The following is a 14,249-nucleotide window of genomic DNA, read 5'->3' as shown; positions in this document are numbered from 1 at the left end:
AAAACCTCCGCAAAGAAAAAAAGATAAAGAGTAATGTCGAACCAGGAGATAACCATGCAGGTCAGCAGAAGACAGTTCTTTAAGATCTGTGCTGGCGGTATGGCAGGAACGACGGCTGCGGCGCTGGGTTTTGCCCCCAACATCGCCCTCGCGGAAACACGGCAGTATAAACTGCTGCGCACCCGTGAGACCCGTAATACCTGCACATATTGCTCCGTTGGCTGTGGGCTGTTGATGTACAGCCTCGGCGACGGCGCAAAAAACGCCAAAGCATCCATTTTTCACATTGAAGGTGACCCGGATCATCCGGTAAACCGTGGGGCGCTCTGCCCGAAAGGCGCAGGTCTGGTAGATTTTATTCACTCAGAAAGCCGCCTGAAATACCCGGAATATCGCGCGCCGGGTTCCAATAAATGGCAGCAAATCAGCTGGGATGAAGCCTTTACCCGCATCGCGAAACTGATGAAAGAGGATCGTGACGCTAACTACATCGCGAAAAACGCGGAAGGCACTACCGTCAACCGCTGGCTAAGCACCGGTATGCTGTGTGCTTCCGCCTCCAGCAATGAAACCGGCTATTTAACGCAAAAATTTACCCGCGCACTCGGCATGTTAGCCGTCGACAACCAGGCGCGTGTCTGACACGGACCAACGGTAGCAAGTCTTGCTCCAACATTTGGTCGCGGTGCGATGACCAACCACTGGGTCGACATGAAGAACGCCAACCTTATCATTGTGATGGGTGGGAACGCGGCAGAAGCGCATCCGGTGGGATTCCGCTGGGCGATGGAAGCCAAGATCCATAATGGCGCGAAGCTGATTGTTATTGATCCGCGCTTTACGCGTACCGCCTCTGTTGCGGATTTTTATACGCCAATTCGTTCCGGTACTGACATTGCATTCCTGTCAGGCGTACTGCTGTACCTGATTACCAACGAAAAATACAACCGCGAATATACCGAAGCCTATACCAACGCCAGCCTGATCGTGCGTGAAGATTTTGGCTTTGAAGAGGGCCTGTTTACCGGCTATGACGCGGAAAAACGGAAATATGACAAAACCAGCTGGAGCTATGAGCTGGATGAGAAAGGTTTCGCCAAACGCGATACCACGCTCACCCATCCACGCTGCGTATGGAACCTGCTGAAAGAGCATGTTTCCCGCTACACGCCGGAAGTCGTGGAAAACATCTGCGGCACGCCAAAAGCGGACTTCCTTAAAGTCTGTGAATACATTGCCGAAACCAGCGTGCACGATAAAACCGCTTCATTCCTGTATGCGCTCGGCTGGACACAACACTCTATCGGTGCTCAGAACATCCGTACCATGGCGATGATCCAACTGCTGCTGGGCAACATGGGCATGGCGGGCGGCGGCGTGAACGCCCTGCGCGGTCACTCCAACATTCAGGGACTGACAGACCTGGGTCTGCTGTCACAGAGCCTGACTGGCTATCTGACGCTACCGAGCGAAAAACATACCGACCTCCAGACTTACCTTACTGCCAACACGCCAAAACCGCTGCTGGAAGGCCAGGTGAACTACTGGAGCAACTACCCGAAATTCTTCGTTTCGATGATGAAAGCCTTCTTCGGCGATAAAGCGACAGCGGAAAACAGCTGGGGCTTTGACTGGCTGCCGAAATGGGACAAAGGCTATGACGTCCTGCAGTACTTCGAAATGATGAGCCAGGGTAAAGTGAACGGCTACCTCTGCCAGGGCTTTAACCCGGTGGCGTCGTTCCCGAACAAAAATAAAGTGGTTGCCTCACTGTCGAAGCTGAAGTTCCTGGTGACGATTGATCCGCTCAATACAGAAACCGCTAACTTCTGGCAAAACCACGGCGAGTTTAACGACGTCGATCCGGCTAAAATCCAGACCGAAGTATTCCGTCTGCCTTCTACCTGCTTTGCGGAAGAGAACGGCTCTATTGTCAACTCCAGTCGCTGGCTGCAATGGCACTGGAAAGGCGCTGATGCGCCGGGCGATGCGCTGAACGACGGCGAAATCCTGGCGGGCATCTTCCTGCGTATGCGTCAAATGTACGCCGCAGAGGGCGGAGCCAACCCGGAACAGGTGCTGAATATGACCTGGAATTATTCGACGCCGGAAAACCCCGCGCCGGAAGAGGTCGCCATGGAAAGTAACGGTAAAGCGCTGGCGGACATTATCGATCCGGCAACCGGTACAGTACTGGCGAAAAAAGGCGAGCAGTTAAGCACCTTCGCCCATTTGCGCGACGACGGCACCACTTCCAGCGGTTGCTGGATTTTCGCCGGCAGCTGGACACCGAAAGGCAACCAAATGGCCAACCGCGATAACTCAGACCCGTCAGGTCTTGGCAATACGCTGGGCTGGGCATGGTCGTGGCCGCTTAACCGCCGCATTCTCTACAACCGTGCTTCCGCTGATCCACAGGGCAACCCGTGGGATCCGAAGCGCCAGTTGCTGAAATGGGACGGTGCGAAATGGGGCGGCTTTGATATTCCGGATTACAGCGCTGCCGCACCAGGCAGTAATGTCGGGCCGTTTATCATGCAGCAAGAAGGGATGGGCCGTTTGTTTGCCCTCGATAAGATGGCCGAAGGACCGTTCCCGGAACATTACGAACCGTTTGAGACGCCGCTGGGTACTAACCCGCTGCATCCAAAGGTTATCTCTAACCCGGCAGCCCGCGTCTTCAAAGACGACATGGCCGCGATGGGTAAAAAAGAGGCGTTCCCGTATGTCGGTACGACCTACCGTCTGACCGAGCATTTCCACTACTGGACCAAGCACGCGCGGCTTAATGCCATCGCGCAGCCGGAACAATTTGTAGAAATCGGCGAGAAACTGGCGGGCAAATTGGGCATCACACAGGGCGATACTGTGAAGGTTTCCTCCAATCGCGGCTATATCAAAGCCAAAGCGGTGGTGACCAAACGTATTCGCACGCTGAAAGTGAACGGTCAGGATGTCGATACTATCGGTATTCCTATTCACTGGGGTTATGAGGGTGTGGCTAAGAAAGGCTTTATCGCCAATACGTTAACGCCGTTCGTCGGCGATGCGAACACCCAGACGCCGGAATTCAAGGCGTTCCTGGTGAATGTGGAAAAGGTATAACGGAGACGACTTATGGCTTATCAATCGCAAGACATCATCCGTCGTTCCGCGACTAATGGCTTTACCCCCGCGCCGCAGGCGCGGGATCACCAGCAGGAAGTGGCGAAGCTTATTGACGTCACTACCTGTATCGGCTGTAAAGCCTGCCAGGTGGCCTGTTCCGAGTGGAACGATATTCGTGACGAAGTGGGGCATAACGTCGGGGTGTATGACAACCCGGCGGATCTGACCGCCAAATCATGGACCGTTATGCGCTTCTCAGAAGTGGAACAAAACGACAAGCTGGAGTGGCTGATCCGTAAAGATGGCTGCATGCACTGTGCCGATCCAGGCTGCCTGAAAGCCTGTCCTTCGGAAGGGGCTATCATTCAGTATGCTAACGGCATTGTCGACTTCCAGTCTGAGCAGTGTATTGGCTGCGGTTACTGCATTGCCGGTTGCCCGTTCGATGTACCGCGTTTAAACCCGGAAGATAACCGCGTTTATAAATGTACGCTGTGCGTTGATCGTGTGACCGTCGGCCAGGAACCGGCTTGTGTGAAAACGTGCCCGACCGGCGCTATCCACTTTGGCTCCAAAGAGGATATGAAAACCCTGGCTGGCGAGCGTGTTGAAGAACTGAAAACCCGTGGTTACGAGAACGCGGGTCTGTACGATCCTGCAGGCGTTGGCGGTACACACGTTATGTATGTGTTGCACCACGCCGATAAACCGAACCTGTATCACGGTCTGCCGGAAAACCCGGAAATCAGTGCTACGGTTAAATTCTGGAAAGGGATCTGGAAGCCTCTGGCGGCGGTCGGCTTTGCCGCGACCTTCGCAGCCAGCATCTTCCACTATGTCGGTGTCGGTCCGAACCGGGCAGAAGAGGAAGATGACAACCTGCATGAAGAGAAAGACGAGGTGCGCAAATGAGAAAACGTGACACCATCGTGCGCTACACGGCGCCAGAACGAATCAACCACTGGGTCACCGCCTTCTGCTTTGTACTGGCGGCGGTGAGCGGGCTGGGGTTTTTCTTCCCCTCCTTCAACTGGTTGATGGGTATTCTGGGCACGCCGCAACTGGCGCGCATTCTCCATCCGTTCGTCGGCGTGGTGATGTTTGCGTCGTTTATAATCATGTTTTTCCGCTACTGGCACCATAACCTCATCAATAGGGATGATATCTTTTGGGCAAAGAATATTCGTAAGATCGTCGTCAATGAGGAAGTGGGTGACACCGGGCGCTATAATTTCGGTCAGAAGTGTGTGTTCTGGGCGGCGATTATTTTCCTGGTGTTACTACTGGTAAGCGGCGTGGTTATCTGGCGCCCTTACTTCGCGCCAGCGTTCCCGATTCCGGTGATACGAATCGCCCTGATGGCGCATTCATTTGCCGCAGTCGCGTTAATTGTGGTTATTATGGTGCATATTTATGCCGCCCTGTGGGTGAAAGGCACCATAACCGCAATGGTGGAAGGCTGGGTTACCAGCACGTGGGCGAAGAAACATCACCCGCGCTGGTACCGGGAAGTTCGCAAGACAACGGAAAAATCAACTGAATGAGTATTCGCATAATCCCGCAAGATGCGCTGGAGAAGAGCGATAAACGCACGGCGGAAGTGATTCCGCCGTTATTATTCCCCAGACTGAAAAATCTCTATAACCGCCGCGCAGAGCGTCTGCGCGAGCTGGCGGAGAGTAACCCGCTGGGTGATTACCTGCGCTTTGCCGCACTGATCGCCCATGCTCAGGAAGTGGTGCTGTACGATCATCCCCTGCAGATGGATCTGACTGCGCGCATTAAAGAAGCCGCTGAACAGGGTAAACCGCCGCTGGATATCAACGTGCTGCCGCGCGATCCGCACTGGCACAAATTGCTGCACTCTCTGATTGCCGAGCTGAAGCCAGAAATGAGTGGCCCGGCGCTGGCGGTGATTGAGAACCTGGAAAAAGCGTCCGCCCAGGAACTGGAAGCAATGGCCAGCGCGCTGTTCGCCGCTGACTTCGCCTCGGTGAGCAGCGATAAGGCCCCCTTTATCTGGGCGGCGTTGTCGCTTTACTGGTCGCAAATGGCGAGCCTGATCCCCGGCAAAGCACGCGCTGAATATGGTGAACAGCGCCAGTTCTGCCCGGTATGCGGTTCGATGCCGGTTTCCAGCGTCGTACATATTGGCACCACTCAGGGGCTGCGTTACCTGCACTGCAACCTGTGCGAAACTGAATGGCATGTGGTACGGGTGAAATGCAGTAACTGCGAGCAAACCCGCGATTTACACTACTGGTCGCTGGATAACGAACAGGCACCCATCAAAGCTGAAAGCTGCGGCGATTGCGGCACCTACCTGAAGATCCTCTATCAGGAAAAAGACCCAAATGTTGAACCCGTGGCGGATGATCTAGCCTCGCTGGTGCTGGATGCCCGCATGGAGCAGGAAGGTTTTGCCCGTAGCTCCATCAACCCGTTCTTGTTCCCCGGCGAAGGGGAGTAAATCACGCAGGTCGTGGTAAGCGCCACTTACCCGGCCTGTCATTTATTCGGTGTTATGTCACCTCTCGGTGGTCAGACCCTACCTGTTTTCGGCTACCGGACAGCCGCTCTGTTTTTGCCGATCCTATGCAAGCAAATTGAAACGCGAAAATCACGCTCACGCGTCGGATTCCATAATCGTGCTGTCACAGTAATCAGCCATTCCCATTTCGCGCAAACCAGGCTATAAAAACTGGATATTTATACAGATAAAAGGATGTCGGAATGGCACTGGAAAAGGGTATTGCTGGCCTTGTCAGCGACTTTATCGCCGCCGGGCGCCCGTCGGCACGGACGAAGAGTATTGATGAACGGCGGGCGGAGTATGTCGCCAGTACCGCACTTGCCGGAGAGAAAGAAACCCGCGTACACGTTGAAGACATCACGCTTGATGGCATCACGTTACGTCTCTTTTCCCCGTGCAACGCCAGTGGCGTATTACCTGCGCTCATCTATTACCATGGCGGCTGTTTCATTAGTGGTGGTTTCGCCACTCATGACAATCAACTGCGCCAGCTCGCTTATTACAGCGGCTGTCGGGTTATTGCCGTTCAGTATCGCCTCGCGCCGGAACATGTCTGGCCTGCCGCGCACGACGATGCGCAAAAAGGTGCTGAAGTAGCATGGAAAAACGCCGAAAAGCTGGGCATTAACCGCGAGAAGATCACCCTGGCGGGCGATAGCGCAGGCGGACACCTGGCGTTGGTCACGGCTCTGCGATTAAAAAACGAGGCGGCCTGGCAACCTGCCCAGTTGATCCTTATCTACCCCATGCTCGATGCCACCGCTTACTTCGATAGCTATACCTTCAATGGCATTGACTACGTGGTAACGCGTGACGCTTTACTCTCAGGTTACGAAATGTACCTTGGTGATACTGACCGACTGCAATCCGATGTCAGCCCATTATGGCGCGATGATTTTTATGGCCTGCCGCCTGTACACATTCTCACCGCAGAGTTTGATCCGCTGTGTGATGAAGGCGAAGCACTGTATAAACATTTAACGGAACAGGGTGTCACCTGTACCGGCTCCCGTTACCAGGGTGTCATCCACGGTTTCTTCCAGTTGGCAGGTATCAGTCAGGCAGCCAGAGAGGCTATAAGAGATGTGGCGGCCAGGGTGGCCAGAGTGTAGCGGTAAAACAGTGCGCCAGGGCGAATTCAGGCGCACTGCCGGTTACTCTTCTTCGTTTCCGCCTTCAATATACGAGCCGAAGGGCCTGGCTGGCAGCACAATGTAAATGCCTTCGAAAATCGCGCCCTGCTTGTCCTCCCCAAACAGTTCGACCTGCAACTGAACGCGCGCTTTACGCCCGCGCGCCAGCCTGTCGAGATCGCCGCTTAACGAGCCCAGATCGGCAATCGCGCTCGGTTTACCGGTAATTGGCGTGCTGTAACGAATATGCGCATCCGCGAGAATAATGGTGCCGCCAAGGTGGCGTTCGCGTAGCATCAGCCAGATTAATCCCCAGCCCGTCAGCGTCGCCAGCGAGAAGAGACTGCCGGCAAATAACGTATGGTGAGGGTTCTGATTACCCGTTTCCGGCATGGTGGTAATAAATTTCTGCCCGGTGTACTGCTGAATGCGCACCCCCATTTTTTCACTCAATGGAATATGCTCATACCAGGCTTGCTGTAACTGCCCACACCAGTCGCCACGGTGCAGAATGTCATCCAGCGTCGCCACCGGTTTTATCATCAGAAAGTGGCGCAACGGCGTGGTTTGCGGCGCGGTGATCTCGCCTTCATTTACAAACCCCAGTTTCGCGAAAAATGCCACTGCATCTTCGCGGGCGCTACAGGTCACTCGTTTCACCCCTTCCTGGCGGGCAACGGACTCTAGCGTCATCGCCATTAACGTTCCCAGCCCTTTATCCTGCACGGAGGGGTGCACGGCCATAAAGCGGATCGAACCTTCGTTATCCGCATTGATGTAGAGCCGCCCTACCGCCACGAGATTGCCTTCTTCATCAACGACCATCTGGTGATGCGCCATGGCATCCCATGCGTCACGCTCGGAGCCTTTCGGTTGATGCAACGGCTTACGCAGCATTTCCCAGCGAAAGGCATAATAGCGCTCTAACTCTTCTTCAGTTTGCGGTACGCGAAGGTGATACATAGCTGTATTCTCTCTTGTTACCCGGGGCCACTCCGCTAGCTGGCTCATACTTGCAACCAGAACGTTACGGGGCCGTCATTGACCAGTGAGACCTGCATATCCGCAGCAAATCGTCCCGTTTGCGTCACCATCTCCTGGCTACGGCAACGCTCAACAAAATAGTCGTACAAGGCTTCGGCTTTTTCCGGTGCCGCACCTTTAGAAAACCCCGGGCGCATACCACGTTCCGTATCTGCCGCCAGGGTAAACTGGGAAACCACCAGCACGCTACCCCCCGCCTGCTGGACATTAAGATTCATCTTCCCTTCGGCGTCGCCAAAAATACGATATCCCAGTACACGCTCGCACAGGCGATTCGCTTTTTGTTCGTCGTCATCCCTTTCGACCCCTAACAACACCAAAAGTCCCGGGCCAATTTCCCCCGTCACCTCACCCGCCACGCTAACGCTTGCACGGGAAACGCGTTGTATTAATGCAATCATGGTTGGTTTGCTTCTTCTTGTTGTGCTGCTTTTTTGAGTTTTCGGTATTCACCGAGAGTGACAGTAATTTCAGCGCCAAGCAAGACGATACACCAGGTCCAGTAGACCCACAGGAACAAAATAGGGATCACCGCCAGCACACCATAAATAAGCTGGTAAGAGGGAAACATGGTGATATAGAGGCCAAAAAGCTTTTTACCCAGTTCAAAAAATAGCGCCGCCACAAAAGCGCCGACGATAGCATCGCGGTTTGGTACACGCGTTGTTGGCACAATACTGTAGAGCAACCAGAACGAGATCCACGACAATACCAGCGGGAAAATTCGCAGCAGATAGTCAATTTCGCTGTTTAACTGACTGGCCCAACGCAACGACAGCAAGTAGGAACTGATCACCAGGCTTGCTCCCGCCAGCAGCGGCCCAAGCGTGAGGATCATCCAGTACACAGCAAACGAATAGATATGTGGGCGCACGCGCGTACTGCGCCAGATGGCGTTCAGCGCAGAGTCTATGGAGTACATCAATAGCAGTGAGGTTACTATCAGCCCGCATGCCCCCACTGCCGTCATCTTGCTGGAGTTGGCGACAAACTGCTCAATGTAGTTCTGAATAACGTCGCCAGTGGTGGGGATAAAATTGGCAAAGACGAAGTTCCGCAACTGAATGCTGACTTCAGAAAACATGGGGAAAGCGGCAAACAGGGCAAAAACCACCGCTATAAAGGGTACCAACGAGAGCAATGAGACGTAGGCGAGATTGCCCGCCAACGTCGTCATATGATCTTCATCAATACGCCGCCATAGCAGTTTTAACCAGGACCACAGCGGCCGCGTATGATGTTTTGCCCGGTGCCGGACATGTTTCAGCATAACTGTTTCGCGAAATAGTCGGGGATTGTCGCCTTATCCGTTACCAAAATGCTGGTAATCCCAAGCTGGCTTGCACCGGCGATATTGTCGCTATTGTCGTCAAAAAATACGGCATCTTCCGCAGACACACCTTCCAGTGCTAACACCTGCTGATAAATACGCGCTTCTGGTTTGCGCATTCCCATCTCCTGGGAGAGATAGATGTGATCCGCTGCGGCACGGATTTCCGGATATTGTTCCGGCCAGTATGTCGTATGCAGCCGATTGGTATTGGACAACACCACAACCCGGTGCCCTTGCGCGCGCAGTGTATGCATGATCGTAATGACTTCCGGACGCAGGGCGACAAACACCGCCTGCCAGCCGGTAGAGAATTGTTCATAACTTAATGGAAGCGCCATCTCTTCGCACATCGCTTTGGCGAAATCCTCATCGCTTATTTCCCCACGTTCATGCTGATGAAACGGCTCTCCCATCGTAAAACTCTGTTTTAACGTTGCCAGCGGTACGCGGCTGAAATCGCTCCAGGCACCCAATACCCGGTTAAAGTCGATATCGACAATCACATTACCTAAATCAAAGATATAGAGCATTTCTCTCTCCTTGCCAGCCGTGGAGAATTAACTGTAGCGGGAAAGGCCAGCTTTGACTATGCGCGCATCCAACCACCTGGCGCATCTTGATTATTTTGGTTTTCGGCAGTAGAGGGAGGGCACGTTCGATGTTGAGATAAGATACGCGCCTTCGTATTCCTCAATGGTCATACTCAGCTCTCTGTTCGGCGTGCGGTAAAACCCCGGCAATGTGGCTTTGATGTCCACCTCATCGGCGGTATCGGCAAAGGTTTTAGCGATCTTGTCATTGGATAACACCCGTGCCTGGTGATCACCATTATAGTGAAAATAGATACTGCGATTGATATCCGAGACAGTTTGCCCGGTCAGTTTGCCTGTTATCACCGCAACGCCTTTGCCGTTTCCCATTTGGTATGAAACCGTTCCGTCAAAACGTTTATTACCTACGTTCCACTCAACAACACCAACACACTTTAACGCGTGCCGTAAGGAGTGAGAATAATATAACCAGCCGCTGGTAAGTATTGCCAGGGTAAAAGAGAGAAGCAGTAATATTAAGCCGCCCGACCTGTTCATGGCTTGCGCATCCAGTAAAAATAGGTTGAACAAAACGCCGCTTTTTCTTTTCGCGCATCTTTATCGCAAACAAAAGCCACGATGCGTTCCGCTTTACTATAACCCGACAAAAAAATCGTATGATTGCTCAGGCAGAGTTCAGGATTTTGACTAATCAGCCCAAAATAATTATCAAGAAAGAGTTCATTGGGGGCGTAAAAAATTTTGCATGGTTTATCTGCCTGGATACGAAGCGAAACCGGAACATAATCGTTAAAAGGTAACGTCAGCCGCGCCTGGTAGAGCAGGCCACAATTTATTACCGTTACCAGGCTGAAGATAAACACACCAGCCCATATCCACCGCGAGTTACCTTTCCTGGGATACGAAGCCAGAATAACCTCACCGGTTTGCACTGGCTCTGATGCAACCATCGTAGCAGGAGCAACCGCAGATGATGTGGCCGAGTCCACCGCAGAAGCAGTAATGGTTTCAACCGTAGTTAACTCTTCGAGCATTAAACCCCGGCGCGAGATAGTTTTCACTGTGTTACGCGGTAATCCCACTTCCTCTAACGCATTCCTCAGTGTCAGTATCGTCTGATAAAACGTATTCGGCGTGGTGACATCATTCCTTTCTCCCCAACCCGCTTTCATCAAAACATTCTGTGAAACAACCTCGCCCGGATGGGTAATTAGGTAAAGAAAACAAAGAGTAGCGGGCAATTGCAAAAAAAGAACCTGGCCTGTCTGACGGTTAGCCAGGCTTTTCTTATCGGGATTGAACTCGACCAGTTCGTTAATGAGAAACAATTTTCTCGCCCTCAGTAATTTCTGCATCTTCAAAATAATAGCCCAATTTTATCTAAATGATATTAACACACATCAAAGATCATGTAGTCGAATGAGATAAGAGAATAAGACTCATTAAAATCTTAAAAAATACAGAGAGTTACAAGCCATAAATCTTAGTCAAATATCAACTAATACTGTTGATGTTAATTGATTATAAAACTGCACTGTTTGTATTTATATTTGGATAAAAATCTTAGCAGCAATACAACCGGAGTTGAATGAAGTCAAAGTGAAACTACCTTATCACGCTAAAAGTGTTTAGCAAGCACTTCAATTAAATAAATACCTTACCGTCTAAGAAAATAAAGGCGGTGAAGCCCGCTATTAATAAATGAAATTAACGCGCTTTTGAAAAGCGTGGTGGACATTATTTCCCCCAAAGGAGGAGGAAAATGACAAGCTCATTAAAACATTCACAATTAGCCATGGCTATTTCTGCCATATTAGCGTCTACATTATTCTCTGCTAACGCAGCAATTATTGATTTCGATAATTTACCTGCAAGTGGTTTGGTGACCGATTTGCCTGCGGAAATCCAGGCGTTGATTCCTTCAACTGCGAGTGCAAATTACACCAAAAACACCTCTGATCCTAATTATGTCTATCAGTGGAATGCCGGAAGCATTCCTGTATTTGGTAATGGTATTACGCTGAATGGGCCCGGCGCTGAAGCATTTGAGCACTCTGTAACGGTTATACAGAACTCTACGACTGGAAGTCCGGGTGTGATTTTTGGCGATGACCTGACCATCTATACGCAATCCAAAGTTGCCGCAAATAACGGCAAAGATGTGGACGGCATTCGAACCCACGGTACCAATAACCCAAATAACCCGGTATTTGTGATCACCGGCGACCGCACCAAAATTTACGTTAACGGGGAAAGCGGTGACGGCATTAATGCCGGTTACAGCTCATTCAGTCAGGGGTTTCTCGGTTCCGCCAACATTTATGTTGGCAACGATGCGTATATTGAAACGACTGGCAGCACCGGTCGCGGCGTTACGGCGTATGCAATCATGGATGCTAGCGCAGCAAAAAATAACATCATTCTTGGTGATCGCGCACATATCGTTACCCGGGGCAACTACGCCGAAGGTATTCGTACCAACCAAAGCGGTTCTTACGTACGCCTGGGTCAGGATGCTGTAATTGAAACGTTCGGTAAATCTGCGTACGGCGCTTATGCCGGATCCTCCTCGAAAATTGAACTGGGGAAAAACGCGGATATTACAACCAGCCAGGACGGTGCAAGCGGTGTTTACTCTGCGAGTTCTTCGATCGTCTCTTTAGCTGAAGGCGCTTCTATTACCACCAGCGGTGCCGGAGCTTTCGGGGTGTACTCAACGAATGCGATCGTCAATCTCGGTAATAACGCATCAATCGCGGTAAATAACGCCAGCGGCACCGCATCTTCCGGTTTGCACGCGTTGTCGAAGGGGAAAATCAATCTGGCGGGAGGTGCGGCTATTACCATGGCCGGCGACAATGCCAGCAAGAACTACGCAATGTCGACGGTCAGCGGTGGGGTGATTGATGCTTCGGCGGGCGGAAAATTCATCATTGACGGCGATCTTTCTTCTTCGGGTGATAACAGCGCTATTTCACTCAACATGAAGGATAGCTCACAGTGGGAGGGGGCATCCTATATTACAGGCGCCGGAACAACATCCGTCACAATGAGCGATGCCGTATGGAATATGACAGACAGTTCCACGCTGACCAGCCTGACGCTGAATTCAGGTGCGGTGGTCAACGTTCTGCACGATAACGACGGATTGTGGAAAACTCTGACGGTAAACGGTGATTACACCGGTAACGGCGGTACGCTCACCTTTAATACTGTGCTGGCTGATGACACCTCCGAAACAGACAAAATGATTGTCAAAGGCAATACCGCCGGTAACACCTTTGTCGCCATTAATAATATTGGCGGAACGGGGGCACAGACTGTTGAAGGTATTGAAATTATCGAAGTCGAGGGCAACTCCGACGGTACCTTTGAAAAGGCAGGCCGTATTGTTGCAGGTGGTTATGACTATAACGTGGTGAAGAAAGAGAGCAACTGGTACCTGACCAGCGAAGTGGAACCTGAACCCACTGAACCGGAAGGCCCGGAACGTCCTGTAGGGCCAGTGGACCCGCTGAAACCGCAACCCGGAGGAAAACACCAGTATCGCCCTGAGTTCGGCAGCTACCTGGCCAACAATTATGCAGCGAATACGCTGTTCCTGACCCGTCTGCATGACCGCCTGGGCGAGACACAGTACACCGATATTTTCACTGGCGAAGCGAAAACCACCAGCTTGTGGCTGCGCAATGTCGGCGGACATAATCGCTTCAAAGATGGCAGCGGTCAGTTAAAAACCAGCGGCAATCGGTATGTGATGCAAGTGGGTGGAGATCTGGCGCAATGGAGTACAGACGGCCTTGACCGCTGGCATATTGGCGCAATGGCAGGCTATGCCAACAGCCAGAGCCGGACAAAATCGAACCTCACAGGTTATCACTCACGCAGCCACATCAACGGTTACAGTGTAGGTTTGTACGGCACCTGGTATGCCAACGAGGCCGATAAAACCGGTACCTACGTTGACAGTTGGGCACTGTATAACTGGTTTAATAACAGCGTGATGGGCCAGGAACAGGCGACGGAGAAGTATAAATCTAATGGCATTACTGCCTCTGTTGAAGCAGGTTACAGCTTCAAAGTGGGTGAAAATGAACAGCACAGCTTCTGGGTGCAGCCTAAAGCCCAACTGGTATGGATGGGAGTCAAAGCGGGTGAACACCGTGAACAAAACGGCACCCGTGTGAAAGACCAAAGCAGTGGCAATGTGATGACGCGTCTTGGCGTGAAAGCCTACCTTAGCGATCGCGACCCGATAGATGCTGGCAAAGCACGTCAATTTCAGCCATTCGTTGAAGCTAACTGGATCCACAACACGCGGAGCACCCAAGTGAAAATGGATGATGTGAGCAATCACATGAGCGGCACCAGTAATATCGCCGAGCTGAAAATGGGTGTAGAAAGCCGCATTACGCCACGCCTGACAATGTGGGGCAACGTTGCTCAGCAGGTGGGTTCCAAAGGTTACAGCGATACTCAAGGTATGCTGGGCGTGAAATATAACTTCTGACAGAGAGCGTTATAAAAAAAGCCGCTGATATTCAGCG

12 protein-coding genes are annotated in these 14,249 nt (G+C 52.0%); 6 read left to right on the top strand and 6 right to left on the bottom strand.

From position 1 onward, the window contains the following. Positions 1-54 precede the first annotated feature (54 nt). The 5 genes from fdnG to RTX30_RS17780 all read left to right on the top strand — a co-directional run bounded on the left by fdnG (position 55) and on the right by RTX30_RS17780 (position 6,753). Positions 55-3,105: a formate dehydrogenase-N subunit alpha gene (fdnG, locus tag RTX30_RS17800; RefSeq protein ID WP_312691499.1), complete on the top strand. Its 3,051-nt coding sequence runs from the start codon at positions 55-57 to the stop codon at positions 3,103-3,105. Positions 3,106-3,117: 12 nt separating this feature from the next. Next, a complete protein-coding gene (gene fdxH / locus RTX30_RS17795; RefSeq protein ID WP_312691498.1) occupies positions 3,118-4,020 on the top strand; it encodes a formate dehydrogenase subunit beta in 903 nt (300 codons plus the stop codon). Further along, positions 4,017-4,652 carry a formate dehydrogenase cytochrome b556 subunit gene (gene fdoI / locus RTX30_RS17790; protein ID WP_312691497.1) on the top strand — a complete coding sequence of 212 codons (636 nt, stop codon included), beginning with the start codon at positions 4,017-4,019 and terminating at the stop codon, positions 4,650-4,652. The genes fdxH and fdoI overlap by 4 nt, the downstream gene beginning before the upstream one ends. Next, positions 4,649-5,578 (top strand): formate dehydrogenase accessory protein FdhE, encoded by a 930-nt coding sequence (gene fdhE / locus RTX30_RS17785; RefSeq protein ID WP_312691496.1) that lies wholly within the window; start codon positions 4,649-4,651, stop codon positions 5,576-5,578. The genes fdoI and fdhE overlap by 4 nt, the downstream gene beginning before the upstream one ends. Positions 5,579-5,841: 263 nt before the next feature. Further along, a complete protein-coding gene (locus RTX30_RS17780) occupies positions 5,842-6,753 on the top strand; it encodes an alpha/beta hydrolase (RefSeq protein ID WP_312691495.1) in 912 nt (303 codons plus the stop codon). A 42-nt stretch (positions 6,754-6,795) separates the two neighbouring features. Here the strand turns inward: RTX30_RS17780 and fabY are convergent, their stop codons facing one another. The 6 genes from fabY to RTX30_RS17750 all read right to left on the bottom strand — a co-directional run bounded on the left by fabY (position 6,796) and on the right by RTX30_RS17750 (position 11,057). Next, on the bottom strand, positions 6,796-7,737 hold the full coding sequence (gene fabY, locus RTX30_RS17775) for a fatty acid biosynthesis protein FabY (protein ID WP_312691494.1): 942 nt from the start codon (positions 7,735-7,737) through the stop codon (positions 6,796-6,798). A 44-nt stretch (positions 7,738-7,781) separates the two neighbouring features. Next, on the bottom strand, positions 7,782-8,219 hold the full coding sequence (dtd, locus tag RTX30_RS17770) for a D-aminoacyl-tRNA deacylase (RefSeq protein WP_312691493.1): 438 nt from the start codon (positions 8,217-8,219) through the stop codon (positions 7,782-7,784). Next, positions 8,216-9,088: a virulence factor BrkB family protein gene (locus RTX30_RS17765; protein ID WP_312691492.1), complete on the bottom strand. Its 873-nt coding sequence runs from the start codon at positions 9,086-9,088 to the stop codon at positions 8,216-8,218. The genes dtd and RTX30_RS17765 overlap by 4 nt, the downstream gene beginning before the upstream one ends. Then, the gene (gene yihX / locus RTX30_RS17760; RefSeq protein WP_312691491.1) at positions 9,082-9,681 is read right to left on the bottom strand and encodes a glucose-1-phosphatase; all 600 of its coding nucleotides are present in this window, start codon (positions 9,679-9,681) and stop codon (positions 9,082-9,084) included. The genes RTX30_RS17765 and yihX overlap by 7 nt, the downstream gene beginning before the upstream one ends. Before the next feature lie 90 nt (positions 9,682-9,771). Further along, positions 9,772-10,071, bottom strand: coding sequence for a hypothetical protein (locus tag RTX30_RS17755; protein WP_312691490.1), 300 nt, complete (start codon positions 10,069-10,071; stop codon positions 9,772-9,774). Between the two features lie 164 nt (positions 10,072-10,235). After that, positions 10,236-11,057, bottom strand: a complete 822-nt coding sequence (locus RTX30_RS17750; RefSeq protein WP_312691489.1) for a winged helix-turn-helix domain-containing protein — start codon at positions 11,055-11,057, stop codon at positions 10,236-10,238. 407 nt (positions 11,058-11,464) lie between these two features. Between RTX30_RS17750 and RTX30_RS17745 the strand changes: the two genes are divergently transcribed. Then, a complete protein-coding gene (locus RTX30_RS17745) occupies positions 11,465-14,212 on the top strand; it encodes an autotransporter outer membrane beta-barrel domain-containing protein (protein ID WP_312691488.1) in 2,748 nt (915 codons plus the stop codon). Positions 14,213-14,249: the final 37 nt, after the last annotated feature.

It is taken from the genome of Kosakonia sp., from assembly GCF_032052965.1.
Taxonomy (GTDB): Bacteria; Pseudomonadota; Gammaproteobacteria; order Enterobacterales; family Enterobacteriaceae; genus Kosakonia.
Note: the sequence above shows the minus strand (reverse complement) of the source record. Positions and strands in the feature narration are given on the sequence as shown.